At 65.3% G+C, this 15424-nt stretch carries 16 protein-coding genes and 1 tRNA gene; 11 read left to right on the top strand and 6 right to left on the bottom strand.

The window, feature by feature from the left end; genetic code table 11:
• Window positions 1-16: 16 nt before the first annotated feature.
• Together DNA98_RS03755 and DNA98_RS03750 are read left to right on the top strand one after the other, a co-directional pair.
• Window positions 17-952: a hypothetical protein gene (locus DNA98_RS03755; protein WP_110525942.1), complete on the top strand. Its 936-nt coding sequence runs from the start codon at window positions 17-19 to the stop codon at window positions 950-952.
• Between the two features lie 2 nt (window positions 953-954).
• Window positions 955-2175, top strand: a complete 1221-nt coding sequence (locus DNA98_RS03750) for a tyrosine-type recombinase/integrase (protein ID WP_110525939.1) — start codon at window positions 955-957, stop codon at window positions 2173-2175.
• Between the two features lie 78 nt (window positions 2176-2253).
• On the opposite strand, the gene DNA98_RS03745 is transcribed toward DNA98_RS03750, so the two are convergent.
• Window positions 2254-2345: transfer RNA gene (locus DNA98_RS03745), tRNA-Ser, on the bottom strand.
• The gene (gene tilS, locus DNA98_RS03740) at window positions 2324-3904 is read right to left on the bottom strand and encodes a tRNA lysidine(34) synthetase TilS (protein WP_110525936.1); all 1581 of its coding nucleotides are present in this window, start codon (window positions 3902-3904) and stop codon (window positions 2324-2326) included. Before tilS ends, DNA98_RS03745 begins: the two co-directional genes overlap by 22 nt.
• Before the next feature lie 66 nt (window positions 3905-3970).
• On the opposite strand from tilS, the gene truD reads away from it, so the two are divergent.
• The 4 genes from truD to DNA98_RS03720 all read left to right on the top strand — a co-directional run bounded on the left by truD (window position 3971) and on the right by DNA98_RS03720 (window position 7542).
• Window positions 3971-5044 (top strand): tRNA pseudouridine(13) synthase TruD, encoded by a 1074-nt coding sequence (truD, locus tag DNA98_RS03735; protein ID WP_110525934.1) that lies wholly within the window; start codon window positions 3971-3973, stop codon window positions 5042-5044.
• 244 nt (window positions 5045-5288) lie between these two features.
• Window positions 5289-5597 (top strand): hypothetical protein, encoded by a 309-nt coding sequence (locus tag DNA98_RS03730; protein WP_110525931.1) that lies wholly within the window; start codon window positions 5289-5291, stop codon window positions 5595-5597.
• A 52-nt stretch (window positions 5598-5649) separates the two neighbouring features.
• Window positions 5650-6996 carry an FAD-binding oxidoreductase gene (locus DNA98_RS03725; protein ID WP_110525928.1) on the top strand — a complete coding sequence of 449 codons (1347 nt, stop codon included), beginning with the start codon at window positions 5650-5652 and terminating at the stop codon, window positions 6994-6996.
• 12 nt (window positions 6997-7008) lie between these two features.
• The gene (locus DNA98_RS03720; protein ID WP_110525925.1) at window positions 7009-7542 is read left to right on the top strand and encodes a DUF1648 domain-containing protein; all 534 of its coding nucleotides are present in this window, start codon (window positions 7009-7011) and stop codon (window positions 7540-7542) included.
• Here DNA98_RS03720 and DNA98_RS03715 read toward each other — a convergent pair.
• On the bottom strand, window positions 7527-8606 hold the full coding sequence (locus tag DNA98_RS03715) for a prephenate dehydrogenase/arogenate dehydrogenase family protein (RefSeq protein WP_110526522.1): 1080 nt from the start codon (window positions 8604-8606) through the stop codon (window positions 7527-7529). The two genes, DNA98_RS03720 and DNA98_RS03715, sit on opposite strands and share 16 nt — an antisense overlap.
• A 40-nt stretch (window positions 8607-8646) precedes the next feature.
• The gene (locus DNA98_RS03710; RefSeq protein ID WP_174719997.1) at window positions 8647-9057 is read right to left on the bottom strand and encodes a hotdog fold thioesterase; all 411 of its coding nucleotides are present in this window, start codon (window positions 9055-9057) and stop codon (window positions 8647-8649) included.
• A gap of 139 nt (window positions 9058-9196) precedes the next feature.
• On the opposite strand from DNA98_RS03710, the gene DNA98_RS03705 reads away from it, so the two are divergent.
• Window positions 9197-9922: an alpha/beta fold hydrolase gene (locus DNA98_RS03705; protein WP_233493065.1), complete on the top strand. Its 726-nt coding sequence runs from the start codon at window positions 9197-9199 to the stop codon at window positions 9920-9922.
• A gap of 28 nt (window positions 9923-9950) precedes the next feature.
• A complete protein-coding gene (locus tag DNA98_RS03700; protein ID WP_110525919.1) occupies window positions 9951-10418 on the top strand; it encodes an EVE domain-containing protein in 468 nt (155 codons plus the stop codon).
• Here the strand turns inward: DNA98_RS03700 and DNA98_RS03695 are convergent.
• Window positions 10412-11638 (bottom strand): type II secretion system F family protein, encoded by a 1227-nt coding sequence (locus DNA98_RS03695; RefSeq protein WP_110525916.1) that lies wholly within the window; start codon window positions 11636-11638, stop codon window positions 10412-10414. The genes DNA98_RS03700 and DNA98_RS03695 overlap by 7 nt on opposite strands.
• Before the next feature lie 67 nt (window positions 11639-11705).
• On the opposite strand from DNA98_RS03695, the gene scpB reads away from it, so the two are divergent.
• The 3 genes from scpB (at window position 11706) to DNA98_RS03680 (ending at window position 13793) form a co-directional block, all read left to right on the top strand.
• Window positions 11706-12227: an SMC-Scp complex subunit ScpB gene (gene scpB / locus DNA98_RS03690; RefSeq protein ID WP_110525914.1), complete on the top strand. Its 522-nt coding sequence runs from the start codon at window positions 11706-11708 to the stop codon at window positions 12225-12227.
• A 71-nt stretch (window positions 12228-12298) separates the two neighbouring features.
• Window positions 12299-13075: a 2-phosphosulfolactate phosphatase gene (locus DNA98_RS03685; RefSeq protein WP_110525911.1), complete on the top strand. Its 777-nt coding sequence runs from the start codon at window positions 12299-12301 to the stop codon at window positions 13073-13075.
• Window positions 13065-13793, top strand: coding sequence for a WecB/TagA/CpsF family glycosyltransferase (locus DNA98_RS03680; protein ID WP_110525908.1), 729 nt, complete (start codon window positions 13065-13067; stop codon window positions 13791-13793). Before DNA98_RS03685 ends, DNA98_RS03680 begins: the two co-directional genes overlap by 11 nt.
• Window positions 13794-13837: 44 nt before the next feature.
• Here the strand turns inward: DNA98_RS03680 and cimA are convergent, their stop codons facing one another.
• Window positions 13838-15424, bottom strand: a complete 1587-nt coding sequence (gene cimA / locus DNA98_RS03675) for a citramalate synthase (RefSeq protein ID WP_110525905.1) — start codon at window positions 15422-15424, stop codon at window positions 13838-13840.

Raw genomic sequence — 15424 nt, 5'->3', positions numbered from 1 at the left:
CTAAAGGAGATCCATAATGAAAACAGACTTACAAAAACTGGGTTCAGCTATTGAGCAGTACATTCGGGACGAGTTGCACAGCAGCCAGATGGGGGTCGCCCTGCGTTCGGGAGGGCTCATCAGCCAGCCCTTGCTGAGCCTTATATGCCGGGGTTTGCGCGACCCCGCTGAACTCCCCCTGCGCAACCTGCAGGGACTGCTGCTGGGGCTGGGTCTAACCCGGGAAGAGTTCATCGCCCGCTTCGGCCACGATATTCCGCCGGTAGATTTGGAGCGCGTCGCTAAGGTCAACCAGAAGCGCAAGAGAGCGGGGGAAGCCCTCGAGCGCTACATCCGGCATGAGCTATTGGGAGACCGACCCGGTAAGTACAAAGACCTCAAGGAGTGGGCCGATAAAGCCGGGGTGAGCCGTTCCTGGCTATATGGCGTGTTTCGGGGACGGTTTGACCCCACCGACCTCAACTCCCTGCAGTTCGCCCAGTTTTTGCGCGCGCTGAAGCTCACCCCGGAGCAGTTCACCGAACTCACCGGGCTAGAGATCCCGGGTCTCGAGTCGCCCATGGCCCATTTCCCGGTCTACTCCCCGCTGGCTGCGGCCCCCCACAGCCGTTACCGTGCGCTAGGCGGGGCTGGGGTGTGCTTCCCGGCTAGCGAGATCCCCGATGCGCGGCGCATACGTGTATATCATCTGCTAGAACACTTTTTCGTCTCTGAGGCTGTCCTGCGCCACCCCAAAAGCGTAGCCGAGGGCGATTATGTTCTGGTAACCGACGAGCCCGGCCCTATGGAGGCCTGGTGGTGGCCCGCCGAGCAGGCCCTGGTGATCGGGATGGTAGATGAGCCGCTGGGGGTGGGTTGGGGTCCAAATCGGTTACAAATCAAGCTCCCTGACCGGCGCTCGCTAGAGGAAGTGGGCTCGGTAGTAGCCCGCCTCGGTACCACCCAGGAGTAAAGATGGGCCGGGCTCGCTCTAATGGGGAGGGCTCGATTCGCAGGCGCCCGGATGGGCGTTGGGAGGGAAGGCTCACCCTAGGCATGGTAGATGGCAAACAGCGAAGGGTGAGCGTATACGGCAAGACCAAAGCCGAGGTGGTAGCTCAGATGGACCGGTTGCGCACCGAGCGCTTGGCCGGCACCCTGCCCCTGGGCGAGGAAGTCACTCTCGGAGAATGGCTCGAGCGCTTCGTAAAACTGCGCCAAGCCGATCCCGAACTGCAGCAGAACACCAAAGAAAAAGACCGGCAATTGCTGAGCCACATCACGGCAGCCTTAGGACATATCCCCCTGCGCAAACTCGAGCCGCACCACTTAGAGGGGTTTTACTTTGATTTGATCCAGCGCCGCTCAGCCAGCACGGTGCGGCAGTGCCATAACCTCATCGCCATGAGTTTGGACTGGGCTCTCAGGAACCGCAAACAGACCGGGGTCACCCACAACCCGGCTCGATTAGCCCGCAAGCCGGGAATGCGCCGGGAGCCGGTTTCGCAAGCTTTGCCACCAGAGTTCCGCGAACCGCTTTTGGCCGAACTCAAGCGAAGGCGGCTATTTGCCCTGTTTTATCTCTATCTGGCCCTGGGCTTGCGGCGGGGAGAGGGGCTGGGCTTGCGCAAAGAGGACCTCACTTTTGTGATGGACCCGGATACCGGTAAAGAATACCTGGAGGTGCGCATCCGGCGCCAGGTGGTGGTGGAGGACGGCAAACCTACCGTAAAAGAACGGCTCAAGACCAAGGCCGGGCGCCGCACTCTGTACCTACCAGCGGCTGGGGCTGAGATCGTGACCTGGTGGCTGGGGCAACTCGAGGAAGAACGCAAACGCTTAGGCTACCCCGATCAGGGCTGGCTTTTTCCCAACCGAAAGGGCAAGCCCACCTCTCCGGTGACCATCAACGAAATATGGGACCGGGTACGCAAAGAGGTATTCGGGAAGCTCGAGGACTCCGATCCCCGTAAGCAGAGACTGCTCAAGTTCCGCATACATGACTTGCGGCATAGCTGGTTCACCCAAGCCGCCCGGGTCTTCCGCACCCCCAAGGATCTCGCGGTCGCAGGGGGGCATTCCGATCCTAGGGTCTCCATCGAGATCTACCAAAAGGTACACGATGAGGACTTGCGCGAGGGAATGCTACGAATGGCTATAGAGCCGCCCACCCCGTCCCCCGAAAAGGAGCCATGAACGCTGTAGCCCGTAGGGGTCAAATAGGGGTCAAAAGAAAACCCGCCCTTGAATGGCACGGGCGGGTTTTTGCGTTGCTGGCGGAGGGGGCGGGATTCGAACCCGCGATACCCCGTAAGGGATATACCGGTTTTCGAGACCGGCCCATTCAACCGCTCTGGCACCCCTCCCCAAGGCGCAGAGGCGCGAAAAAAGCCTTTAGAAGTTTAGCACACCCTCCTTCTAGGCGTCCAGCATCCACCTCGAGCTGCGGTTTCAACCCGTGAGCGGTAAAAGCCCCGGCTTTGAGGTTTTCCGCCCCATACACGAGCCGCGAGACCTGCGCCTCGAGCATGGCCCCATAGCACATCGGGCAGGGCTCGAGGGTCACGTAGAGGGTGGAGCCCGGCAGCACCTTCTCGCCCAGGGCCTCGAGGGCAGCGCGAATCGCCAGCTGTTCGGCGTGGGCGGTCGCGTCTTGGAACTCCTCGACCCGGTTCCCTGCCCTCGCGATCACCTCTCCCCCCCGGACCAAGACCGCCCCGATGGGAACTTCACCGCGCCCACCGGCCGCGCGGGCCTCGGAGAGGGCCAGGCCCATGAAACGCTCGTCAAGAGACGCGGGGTGAAGGTCCCTGACCTCGAGCACCTGCGATCCTACGGCCCGAACCGGCCAGACCCGCTTGAGTTCGGCGGGAAGACCCCGCTCGGCCAGAAACTCCACCAGCCGCTTGCGTCCCAGGGGAAGCTCCAGGTAATCCCCGGGTTGCGGGGTACGCCAACCGGGTTCGAGCGGGGGGGCCGCTGTGGTCAGGAAAAACAGCGTGCCCCCTTTCCGGCGCACCCCGACCCCGCCGGGGAGGGTTTGGGGGCGACCTGCAAGCGCCGCCTCCACAGCCTCGATAAGTCGGGACTCGGGGTGGAGGCCGAGGCGCTCGAGGATCTGCCGGATGGCCCGGCGGCGCAGGCCCGGCGCCGTGCCCTCGAGCGGTGCCGCCCGATAGGCCGGGACCGGCCAGCGTCGGTCGGGGAGGAGCCTCTGGGCGGCTGCCTCCTCGAGCAGCGGATCCTCCGCCTGGCGCACCTCGGCAAAGCGGGCCAGCGCTCCCGTCGCCCCGCCAAAGCGGGCCTCCAACCGGGGCAGAACCTCGTGACGGAGATAGTTCCGGTCTAAGGTAAGGTCCTGGTTGGTGGGGTCCTCGAGCCAGCTTGCCCCCCTGGCCCGCAAGTAGTCGCGGAGTTCGGCGCGGGTAAACCCCAGGAGGGGTCGCATCACCCTCCCCTGTCGCTGGCGAATGCCCGTGGCCCGGCCTGTCCCCCGCAGCAGTTGCAGCAACACCGTCTCGGCTTGGTCGTTTTGGGTATGGGCGGTGAGGATGCCCTCGGTGCGATACTTTTTGGCCACCCGGCTCAAGAAGGCGTAGCGCAGTTCGCGGGCGGTAGCCTCGAGGTTGCGCTTTTTCTGCTCGGCTATCCGGCGCACCTCTACCCGCTCGACTTCGCAAGGATAACCCAACGCCTCCGCCAGCTGCTGCACCCAAACCGCCTCTTCAGCCGAGCTGGGCCGTAGGGCATGGTCGAAGTGGGCCACGATAGCTTCGAAGCCGAGGGCTTTTAGGAGGTAGAGCAACGCCACCGAGTCGCCTCCACCCGAGACCGCCACCACTACCGACCCTCGCAGCCCGAGTTCGGCCAGGGCTCGGGAAAAGCGGGCCTCGATAGGGTGAGGTATAGCCTCAGGCCGAAACATCTCCCCTATCCTGAAGCCTCGAGGGCCAGGTAGCAACCGCCCCCTAGGCTTGGGTAGCATAAGGCGGTGATTCCCGAGCTGACCTTCGACTTCGACCGTTACCCCTACCTCTGCGCCGACCTAACGGGAACGGGGGGACGTATCCGCGGGGAAAACCGAGATTTTCAGGTGGAGGAAGTCCCCGCCTACACGCCCTCGGGACGAGGCGAGCACCTCTACTTGTTGGTGGAAAAGGAGGGGCTCACCACCCGAGCCGTCTTCGAGTTTCTCCGCGACACCCTGGCCATCCCCGAAGCGGGGATCGGCGTGGCCGGGCTCAAGGACAAACGCGCCCTGACGCGGCAATGGATTAGCATCCCGGCCAAGTACGAAGGGCGGGTAAAGGGCCTCGAGGGGCTTCCTGGGGTACGTGTCCTCGAGCAGGGCCTACACACCAACAAGCTGCGCATCGGGCACCTCCGGGGAAACCGCTTTCGCATCCTGATCCGAGATGTAGCCGCAGCGGACGCCAAACCCCTGGCGGAAGCGGTCTTGCGGCGGCTCGAGGCCCAAGGTGTCCCGAACTACTTCGGCCCCCAGCGCTTCGGCATCGGCGGGCTGAACCCGCAAAAAGGTTATGAGCTGGTGAGCCGGGGCAAGGGCCGGGGCAACCCTTGGCTCAAGAAGTTTCTCATCGCCAGCCTGCAAAGCCTCCTTTTCAACGACTGGCTGGCGCTGCGGCTGCGGCGCGGCCTCTACGACCGGGTAGTGCGCGGCGACGTAGCCAAAAAGCACGACTCCGGCGGGGAGTTTGTGGTCGTAGACCCCGAACTCGAGAACCCCCGGGCCGCCCGGCTCGAGATCAGCGCGATGGGGCCACTGTACGGGAAAAAATACTTCGAGGCCGAGGCCGAAGCGCGCGCGCTCGAGGACGAAATCCTGGCCCGCTACGACCTCCGCCGCGAGCAATTCGCAGCCCGCAAGGGAGCCCGCCGGGCGATCCGCTTTCCTCTCCCCGAGTGGTCCGTAAGCGAAGACCCCCAGGGCATCTGGGTCAGCTTTTTCCTCCCCAAGGGGGCCTACGCGACCGCGGTGCTGCGCGAGGTCATGAAGACCAACCCGGAAGCGGGCGAGGTCGAGGCGGACGAGGACGAGGCATGATCAACCCCCCTTCCGTCCGGTAGCGGATCACCGGGTCGCCAACCCCCCGCGGGCCGCCTAAAGCCAAGCTAAAGCCAGCGTGCGGGGGCTATGCTATGATTAAAACATGCTCAGATTTGCTGCTGTATTGATCCTGAGCTTGATTGCATTCCTTCTCTCGGGTTGTCAACCCTCGAGCGAGACCGGCCCCGGTCCGTCGGGAGAGCGGATATCGAACTTCACCCTGGAATCCCCTTACCTTTGTATGGCCCGTCCCAGCGCCGTCGCGTACCGATTCAGCTTCCAAGGAAGCCTCGTCTCCTGGCGCACTTACTGGCAGGCCGATGACGGCAACCGCTACGACCTGCGCAGCCTTAGCGCCAGCGTGAATAAGGAGGGCAACCTGATCTCGGTAACGGCCCAGATCCCCTCCTTCGCAACCTTGGCGAGCAAAGAGGGAATTGCCACCGCCTCACGCCCTCCGGAAAACGCCTATTTGGTGCTCGAGGCTACCTTTGAGAGCGGCTTCCGCCAGACCCGAGCCTCGTACAGCGTCCCCATCTTCGACTGCTAGGCCTGGCTTCGCCGTTTGTTAGACTGGGACCGTGGGCGTTTCATCCCCCCGTGTGTTTCGGGAGTTTGCCGATCGGTTGGGAAAGGGTAAGGTTTTCCTCGAGCTTCCCCAACGACAGATGTATCGCTACGACGCCATCGCGGTGGGCCAAACCCCCACCGTGGTGGTGCTGCCCGAGACCACCCAGGACGTGGTGGAGGTGGTGCGGCTGGCCCGGGCGGTGGGCCTGCCGGTGGTGGCGCGGGGGGCGGCCAGCGGGCTATCGGGCGGGGCGGTGCCGGTGCGGGAGAGCATCGTCGTCGCTTTTACCCGCATGACCCGCCTCGAGCTCGACCCCCTCCGCCGCCTCGCCATCGCCCAGCCGGGGGTGGTCACGGCCTGGGTCAGCGAGCGGGCCAGACCCCACGGGCTGTACTACCCCCCTGACCCGGCCTCCTTCCGCACCAGCACCCTGGGGGGCAACCTAGCCGAGAACGCCGGGGGCCCGATGTGCTTCAAAAAAGGGGTGACCGGCGACTATGTGCGCGAGCTAGAGTTCGTGGACGCCTTTGGCGAGGTGCACCGCCTGGGCCGCCAGGCCTACGACCTGCCGGGGCTGCTCATCGGCAGCGAGGGCACGCTGGGCCTCATCACCGAGGCCACGCTGGGGCTCGAGCCCCTCCCCAAGCACACCCGTACCCTCATGGCCCACTTCCCTGAGGTGGGACAGGCCGCCGAGGCCGTCTCCCAGGCCATCGCGGCGGGGGCGGTCCCGGCAAAGCTGGAATTTCTCGACCGGGCCTGCATCCGCGCGGTCGAGGACTACCTGCACCTGGGCCTGCCGGTGGACGCGGCGGCGCTGCTGCTGGTGGACACCGACGGCGACGACCTCGAGGTGGTGACGGAGGAGCTGGAGTGGGTGGCCCAGGCCTGCCGGGCCGCGGGGGGAGTGGTGCGCTTGGCGAACAGCCCGGCGGAAGCCGAGGGGCTCTGGCAGGCGCGGCGCTCGGTGTCGCCGGCCATCGGGCGCATTCGCCCCAAGCGCATGAACGAGGACATCACGGTGCCGCGCTCCGCCCTCCCCGCGGTGGTGCGCGAGATCGAGGCCCTGGGCCAGCGGTACGGGCTTCCTTTGGTGCAGTTCGGCCACATCGGCGACGGCAACCTCCACCCCAACATCCTCTACGACCCCAAAGCCGACCCTGAAGACAAGGTATGGGAGCTGGCCCACGAGGTCGCGCGGGTGGCGCTGCGCCACGGCGGGGTGCTCTCGGGTGAACACGGCATCGGCCTGATGAAGCGCGAGTTCATGCGCGAGGCGGTGGACCCGGAGACCCTGGCCGTCCTCTGGGACCTCAAGCGCCACCTAGACCCCGAGGGGCGGTTGAACCCCGGCAAGGTGTTGCCCGAGCTGGCCTAGTATCCTTAGGCTGTGTCCAACCGGTGGCTGGCCGCCCTGAATTGCACCACCCTGGTGGGTTTATGGGTCTATAGCCTGCTGGTGTACAGCCGACTGCCCGACCGGATTCCTCTCCGGTTCGACCTGTGGGGCAACGCGACGGCCTGGGGGCCGAAGCCCCACTTCCTCGAGATCCCCCTCATCTTCAGCGGGATCGTCGTCTTGGTGCTCGCCCTATCGACCCTGACGCTGCACGAAGCCCGCCTCGCTTGGCTCAACCTCCCGCACAAGGAGCGGCTGCTCCGGCTGCCCCCGGCAGCCCGCCGGGAAGCGCTGTCGGTGGTTTGGGGTTTCGTCTGGGCGGCGCTCGTGGCGGTGTTGCCGATGGCCTGGCTGCTGGTCTGGATGGTGGCCCGGCACGCCCACAACGCCCCGCCGCCCGGAGGTCTATTCGCAGCCCTTTGGGGGCTCGACCTCGCCTACCTGGCCTTCCTGATCGCCGGGCTGGGACCCAGCTTGCGCAGGGTGCTCGAGCGATACCCAAAAGAGGCTCAGCGCACCCGATAGCCGATGCTTTCCAGGATTCGCCGGGCCGCCTCGCGCTCTTCCGCCGTGGCGAAGCCCATGCGGATGGCCCCGCCCTCGTCGCGGATGGCCAGCACCTCGAACTGCTTGATGTTGATGTAGGCCTCGCCCAAAGCGGTCGAGACGCGGGCGATCTGGCCGGGTTTGTCCGGCACCTGCACCACCAGCTCGTGCATTACCGGGAGCAGGCTGCGCTTGACGATGGGCAAGGCGTCGCGGGTGCGTTTGGCCTCCTCGGCGGTGGCCAGGAGGGTTTCGGGATCCTCGAGCTGTTCTTCCAGCTCGAGCAAGATGGCCCGCAGGTCTTCGATGGCCCCCCGCAGGGCCGCCCGGTTGGTCACCACCATGTCCCGGCTCATGCGCGGGGAGCCCGAGGCCACCCGGGTCAGGTCGCGGAACCCCCCTGCCGCCAAAAACATCAATAGCTCCCGGTGCTCGTCCTGAGCGACCATTCGGTTGAGCCCTACCGCCAGCAGGTAAGGGAGGTGAGAGACGCGGGCCACCAGCCGGTCATGCAGGTCGGGAGAGAGGTCCATCGGGTAGGCCCCCAGGTGGCGCACCAGTTCGCGCAGGCGCTCGAGGGCCTGGGGTTGGGTCTTTGGGGTGGGGGTCAGCACCCAGACGGCGTTCTCCAAAAGCCCGGCGTGGGCGGCCTCCACTCCGGCCTTCTCGCTGCCGGCCATAGGATGCCCCCCCACGAAGTTGGGCAACACCGGAGAAAGCGCGGCCACGATGGGGGCTTTGACGCTGCCCACGTCGGTCCACAAGCTGTCGGGGCGGGTGAAGCGAGCCACTTGCTGGCCGAGTTCAGCCAACGCCCGGACGGGAGCGGCCAGGACGCCCATATCGAGTTCCTCGATCCAGGAACCGAGCCCAGTGTGGGTGCGGTCCACTACCCCTAGGGCCAAGGCATCCTCGAGGGCGCTCGGGTCGGCGTCGTAAGCGTGCACCTCCTCGGCCAAAAAGCGCTCGCGCAGGCCCAGCGCCACCGATCCCCCCAGCAGCCCGATGCCGAAGATACCGACTTTAGCAAAGACCGGTTTCATCATAGGGAAGCCGCCACAAGTTAGCGAGAACGGCCCGGGTCTAGGAATTGCCGCGTTGCCGCTCCAAAGGGACGATGGCCAGCGTACAACGGGAAACGCAGACCAGCCGGCCTTGCTCGTCGCGGATCTCGATGCTCCAGACGTGGGTGGTGCGGCCCTGGTGCAACGGGGTGGCCACCGCCCTCACCTTGCCGGACTGCATCGAACGGAGGTGGTTGGCGTTGATCTCGAGCCCGAACGAGGTGTGCCCTTCGGGGGCGGCCAGATAGGCCCCGATGCTGGCTACGGTCTCGGCCAGGGCCACGCTAGCCCCGCCGTGCAAAAAGCCGAAGGGCTGGTGCACCTTGGGGGTCACCTCCATCTCGGCCACCACCCGGTCGGGGCTGGCTTCGGTTACACGGATCCCCAGGGTCTCGATCAGGGTCTCTTTGGGAAGGTTGTGGAAGTTCAGCTGCGGCACATGACGAGTTTACCGGAGGCGCCGACTTCACGAAAGCCGTCGTTCTTTCCCACAAGGGTAATGAGCAGAGCTGCGAACTTCTGCGGGCTGAATCGCTGTTTGTTTTCCCAAACCATGAGATCTTGTTTGGGTGGAGCAGCTCGTCCTGATGCCCGGTTATCTAGCCCCACCCGCAGGCTTTCGTGGGCTGGCCAGGGCGCTTTCGAGATTCGACGTCAGCGAACTCGAGCGCTACCCCACCGCTCTCCAGGCGTACCAAGCGTGGCGGGCGCGGGTCCCGCGCCACGCCCATCTGGTCGCCTTCGCCGAAGCCTCCTGGGCCGCGATCCACCTCGCCGCCGAGAGCGAGGCCCGCAGCCTGAGCGTGTTCAGCCCCATCGTGCGGGTGGATGCCGCGCTCGAGGCCCGGCTGCGAGCCCTAAGAACCGCTCACGCGACAGGGCTCGCGGCGTTTGTGGAAGCGGCCAAGCCCTGGTTCTTCGGGGCGTATTTTCTCGAGTACGGCCAACAGCCCATCGCCGCTTGGGCCGAGGGCCTAGCCGGCTTGGACGTAGGCCAGTGGATCGGGGGAATGCTCGAACTTCCCGATGGGCGAAAAGCTGTGCGGCGGCTAAGAGGCCCGGTGTTGGTAGGGGTCGGGGCCGAGGATGTGTTCACCCCTTCGCGCTACGCTCAGGAAGTGGCGGACTGGGTGCCCGCGAATGAGCGGGGCCTGGGCGCGGTGCGGGTGAGCCTGGAGGGCTGCGGCCACCTAGCCCCCTGGGAGAACCCAGCGGAGGCGGCCTCGTTGGTGGAGGGGTTCATCCAGGGTGCGGGCCTCTCGGGCGGAGAAGCTCCGGTTTGGGACGTGGGCTAAGTTGCCGACGCACTAAGCTAGAGACGTTATGGCCTACTGGTTGTTGAAGTCCGAACCCGAGGTATATAGCATCCACGACCTCGCGCGCCAGAAAACCACCGTGTGGGACGGGGTACGCAACTACCAAGCGCGAAACTTTTTGCGTGCGATGCAAGTAGGCGACCTAGCCTTTTTCTATCATTCCAACACCGCCTCTCCGGGAATCGCCGGGCTGTGTAGGGTGATCGAGAGCGAGGTGGTGGACCCCACCCAGTTCGATCCCAGATCCGACTACTTTGACCCCCGAAGCCGCCCTGATCACCCTCGCTGGTGGACGGTGCGGGTGGAGTTCGTGCAGGCTTTTGCCAACGTGCTGGGGCTCGAGGTGTTGCGCGCCCACTTCTCCCCCGAGGAGCTATGGACGCTACGGCGGGGGAACCGCCTCTCGGTGATGCCGGTGGGAGAAGCTGTGGCGCAGAGGATCCTCGCGCTGGCCAAGCCTTGGCTGGCCTATTGACTCCCCGAAAGGGTGCTGATGATCTGGAACAGCGGCAGGAACATCCCCGCCACAATCATTCCCACGATCACCCCCAAGAAGATAATCATCACCGGTTCGATGGCGGCGGTGAGGCTCGAGACCGCCTCGTTCACCTCGCGCTCGTAAAAGTCGCCGATCTTTTGCAGCATGGTATCGAGCGCCCCGGTCTCCTCGCCGATAGCCACCATCGAACTCACCATCGGCGGGAACACCTGCGGATAGGCTTGCAACGTCGAGTGCACCGGCTCCCCGGCTTGGATGGTGACCTTGGTCTCCTCGAGCACATCTTCCACCACAGCGTTCCCGGCGGTTCCCTTGGTGATATCCAGCGACTCCACGATGTTCACGCCGCTGCTGATCAGAATCCCAAAGGTGCGGGAGAAGCGGGCCAGCGAGCTCTTCTTGGTCAGGTCACCGAAGACCGGCATCCGCAACTTGAAACGATCGATGACCCGCCGCCCCTGCTCGGTGCGGTAATAGGCGCGGTAGGCAAAATATCCGGCTACGGCCAGGACCAGCAGGAAAAGCCCGCTCGACTTTAGAAAATCCGAAACCGCAATCAGAAAGCGGGTCAGCGGGGGCAGTTGGGCGTTGAGGGAGGTGAGGATGCTGGCAAACTGCGGCACAATCCCGGTGAGCAAGAAGTAGGTCACCCCGATGGCGAACACAAATACGATGGTGGGGTAGGTGAGCGCCGACTTAATCTTGCCCCGCAGCTCGAGGTCTTTCTCCAAGAAAGTAGAGAGCCGGTCCAAGATAGCGTCCAGGTTGCCCGAGGTCTCCCCGGCCCGCACCAGGTTCATGTACAGGCGGTTGAAGAGCTTGGGATGACGGGCTAAAGCCTCGCTGAAGGAGGCTCCGCCCTCGACCTCGGTGCGGACATCCTTGATGATGGCCTGAAAGGTTTTTTTCTCGGTTTGCTTTTCCAGAATCGCCAAAGCTTGCACGATCGGCAAGCCCGCCGAGAGCATGGTGGCGAGCTGGCGGCTGAAGATAGCCAGGTCCTTGAGGCCCGGCCCCCGGTCCAACCCAGGGATCTTGATCTCCGCCTGAAGCCCTTTACCGGGTTCTTTAATCTCCGCGATATAGAAGCCCTTATCCCGCAGGGTCCGGGCTGCAGTCCGCACGTCGTCGGCCTCGATTACCGCCGAGATCATCCGTCCCTGCTTGTCGCGGGCTTTGTATTGGTAGCTCGGCATATTGGGTTTAGTATAGCTGAGGTTCAGGCCGCCCAAAGTTCATCTGCGGCCCTGCAGTACAGTCACCATGCACGAGCTCCGTCCCACCCTCCTGGCCCTGCTCTTTGCCGCGGGGAGGCCTCTGACCCTCGAGGACTTCGCCAAGCTGGGCTACCCCAAGGACGCCTTGTTACGCTCGCTCGATTCCTTGGCCGCCGAGCTCTCCAGCGGCGACACCGGGGTCAGCCTGGAGTACGTGGCCCAAGGCTGGCGGCTGGTGGTCCACCCTCGCCACCTCGCGGCGGTGGAGCAGGTGCTCCGCCCCACTCCCCCCAAGCTCTCCAGGGCCGCGCTCGAGGTCCTAGCCATCGTGGCTTACCACCAACCCCTGACCCGCGCCGAGATCGAAGCTTTGCGGGGCAAGAGCGCCGAAGGGGTGCTAGATGGGCTCCTCGAGCGCGAGCTGGTACGAGTGGTAGGGGAAAAAGACGCGCTGGGCAAGCCCAAGCTCTACGGAACTACCGAACGCTTTTTGATCACCTTTGGTCTGCAAAGCCTGGACGACTTGCCGCCCATGGAAGAAGGGCCGACCTTGCTGCTGCGCAGTTGAGCGCCCTCGGCGTCGTAAGCCCATCGCTTGGGGCACGACGACGTGACGTATGCCCCTTATATAATGCCGCCGTGCGCCTACGGGTAGATCTGAGCCCTAACCCGACTTACCCCGACCTAGCGGTGGTGGTAGACGTTTTTCCCGGGAGCGCAGTGAGCCTGCTCCTGGCTCGGGGAGCCCGCGAGGTCTGGGTGGCTCCTAGCCTCCGCTCGGCCCGTCTCCTGGCCGAACCCGGCGACGTGTTGCTGGGAGAGCAGGAGGGGATCCCCCCCGAGGGATTCCACCGCGGGCTGAGCTTTAGGGATTTGGAATCGGCCGATATGCGTGGGCTTCGGTGCGTTGTCCACGCCCCTTCCTTGGCCAGAGCGCTGGCTTTCCAGGCCCCGCGGGCTGTCCTGGGACATTTCCGCAACGCCAAGGCCCTGCTCGCCGCGGTTCCCCGGCTGGCCAGGGAGGAAGTGGCCCTCATCTGCGCGGCGGAAACCCTCGGGGACCCCCAATCCGCCGGATCGGGCGAGCCCAGCCAAGCGAACATGCTAGCCGCGGGGTTTTTCGCCAAACGGCTCGAGCAGGCCCTTTCGTTCACCACCATGCAGGGAGCTTCCCTGGCCACCCACCTGCTCTCGCTTTTCCCCGACCCACAAGAAGCCCTGTTCGGGAGTGGGGAGGGCCAGCGCCTGCACCGCATGGGCCGCGACGAGGATATCGCCTTGGCCAGCCTGATCGGCTTCGATCGGGTAGTTCCGCTGTTGCAGGAAACCCGGCTGCTGGAAGCTTCCCGTTACGGACTCTCCAAAGACCGTATCGCCTATGCTTTTACCGCACTGGAGGGCAGCGATGAAGCCTGAGCGGATCAGCCTTGTGGGCCTTCCCCTGGACCTGGTCAACATGAGCGGGGCCCTCGAGGTCATCGAGGGATTTCTGCAAACGTCCGGCCCCACTCGCCAAGTCCTGACGCTCAACCCCGAGATCGTGGTGCGGGCGCAATCCGACCCAGCAGTTCGGCGGGCCATCCTCGAGGCCGAGCTGGTCACTGCGGACGGGGTAGGGATCCTCTGGGCCGCCAAGCGGCTTACGGGAAAGCGGCTGGAGGAGCGGGTCACCGGAGCCGACCTGACGGTCGAACTCTTCAAGCGCTTCGGCCCTCGCCTAAGGGTCTTCTTCCTCGGGGCAAGACCGGGGATCGCGCAAAAAGCCGCCGAACGCTCCCGGCGCGAGTGGGGAATCCAGGTGGTGGGCACCCAAGACGGCTATTTCCAGGACGAAGCCGCCGTGCTCGAGGCCATCCGCCAATCCCAGCCGGACTTGTTGCTGGTAGGGATGGGCGAGCGGCAAGACACCTTCATCCACCGCAACAAAGCGAACCTGGGTGCGAAGGTCGCCATCGGCGTCGGCGGGGTGTTGGACGTGCTCTCCGGCGAGGTCAGGCGGGTGCCCGTGTGGGCACAACGCCTCAACATCGAGTGGTTGCTCAGGGTTGGGCTGGATCGCAAGCGCTGGGGGCGCTTCCCCCGGCTGATCCGCTTCGTGCGGCTGGTATGGGCGGCGAAGAAGGCCCGCGCTTAACCATCTGCGGCCGTACGTGCAAGAAACCGACCTCGGTGGAGGGATCAATCCTGCGGCACTGGCTGGACCTTCACCAGCGCGTAGGCGTAGCCGTCGGTGAGGGCCTTGAGGGAGGCCTCGAGGCTGTTGCGGCTGGCGCCCACGGTGGTCCAACGCTCTCCGGCGCGGTGCATCTCGATCACAACCCGCACCCCGCTGGCGGTGCCCATCTCCTGGCCGCTCAGGATGCGCATCTTGTAGTCGGTGAGCTCGATCTCGCCGATCTCGGGGTAGAAGGCCTGCACCGCCTTGCGGAAGGCGATGTCGAGCGCTGAAACCGGACCGAACGCGCTCTCCCCCGCGGTGTGCTGCACGCTCTCCCCCACCCTCACCCGCACCGTGGCCTCGGCCCAGGTAGGGGTGTCGGGGCGGTGGTCGTTGGCGTGCATGAAGACGCTGAAGCCCAGCACCTCAAAAGGCAACCTTCCCCCGCGCAGCCGGTGGGCCAGCAGGTAGAAGCTGGCCTCGGCGCCCTCGAAGGAGTAGCCGGCGTGCTCGAGCTGCTTGACCTCTTCCAACAGCGCCCCCGCCGTCTCCTTGGGCACCTGCACCCCGGCCTCGGCCAGCTTGGCCAGCAGGTTGCTGCGGCCCGAGAGGTCGGAGACCAGTACCCGCCTTGTGTTGCCGACCGCCTCGGGGGGCACGTGCTCGTAGGTGCGGGGGTTCTTCAGCACCGCCGAGACGTGGATGCCGCCCTTGTGGGCGAAGGCCGCGTCGCCCACGTAGGGTGCGCGGATGTTGGGCGTGAGGTTGGCCCGCTCGTCCACGTAGTGCGAGACCTCGCGCAGCTCGGCGAGCTTCTCCCGGCCGATGCCCTCGAGCTCGAGCCCGTACTTGAGGATCAGGTTGGGGATGGTGCTGGTGAGGTTGAGGTTGCCGCAGCGCTCGCCGTAGCCGTTGATGGTGCCCTGCACGTGGGTGGCCCCGGCGCGTATGGCGGCCAGGGCGTTGGCCACGGCCAGCTCGGCGTCGTTGTGGGGGTGGATGCCGATGCGAACACCCGGGAAAGCCTCCACGACCGCGCGGGTGATCTCGGCGACCTCCTCGGGCAGGCTGCCGCCGTTGGTGTCGCACAGACACAGCGTGTCGGCCCCGCCCCGCACGGCGGCCTCGAGCGTCGCCAGGGCATAGCCCCGGTTGGCCTTGAAGCCGTCGAAGAAGTGCTCGGCGTCGTGGATGACCCGCCGGCCCTGAGCGACCAGGTAGGCGTAGGTCTCCTCGATCATGCGCAGGTTCTCCTCCAGGCTCACCTCGAGCGCCTCGGCAACGTGAAAATCCCAGCTCTTGGCCACCACCGTGACCACCGGGGTGTGGGCCTCCAGCATGGCCTGCACCGACGGGTCGTCCTGTGGACGGAGCCCCTTGCGCCGGGTCGAACCGAAGGCCACCAGCCGGGTCTGGCCTAGGTCTACGCCCTTCATGCGGGCGAAGAACTCGGCATCCTTGGGGTTCGACCCCGGCCAGCCGCCCTCGATGAGCGGCACGCCAAAGGCCGCCAGCCGCCGGGCGATGGCCACCTTGTCGTCGCTGGAGAGGCTCACAGCCTGCCCCTGGGTGCCGTCGCGTAGGGTGGTATCTAGAATTTCGATCAC

This window comes from Meiothermus sp. Pnk-1 (assembly GCF_003226535.1).
Classification (GTDB): domain Bacteria; phylum Deinococcota; class Deinococci; order Deinococcales; family Thermaceae; genus Allomeiothermus.
The sequence above is the reverse complement of the archived record's forward strand: the minus strand, read 5'-3'. Positions and strand labels throughout refer to the sequence as shown.

Coding starts and splice junctions, on each gene's coding strand:
- DNA98_RS03755 (WP_110525942.1), top strand. CDS start 17: ATGAAAACAGACTTACAAAAACTGGGTTCAGCTATTGAGCAGTACATT.
- DNA98_RS03750 (WP_110525939.1), top strand. CDS start 955: ATGGGCCGGGCTCGCTCTAATGGGGAGGGCTCGATTCGCAGGCGCCCG.
- tilS (WP_110525936.1), bottom strand. CDS start 3,904: ATGTTTCGGCCTGAGGCTATACCTCACCCTATCGAGGCCCGCTTTTCC.
- DNA98_RS03730 (WP_110525931.1), top strand. CDS start 5,289: ATGGCCCGTCCCAGCGCCGTCGCGTACCGATTCAGCTTCCAAGGAAGC.
- DNA98_RS03715 (WP_110526522.1), bottom strand. CDS start 8,606: ATGAAACCGGTCTTTGCTAAAGTCGGTATCTTCGGCATCGGGCTGCTG.
- DNA98_RS03700 (WP_110525919.1), top strand. CDS start 9,951: ATGGCCTACTGGTTGTTGAAGTCCGAACCCGAGGTATATAGCATCCAC.
- DNA98_RS03695 (WP_110525916.1), bottom strand. CDS start 11,638: ATGCCGAGCTACCAATACAAAGCCCGCGACAAGCAGGGACGGATGATC.
- scpB (WP_110525914.1), top strand. CDS start 11,706: ATGCACGAGCTCCGTCCCACCCTCCTGGCCCTGCTCTTTGCCGCGGGG.
- DNA98_RS03680 (WP_110525908.1), top strand. CDS start 13,065: ATGAAGCCTGAGCGGATCAGCCTTGTGGGCCTTCCCCTGGACCTGGTC.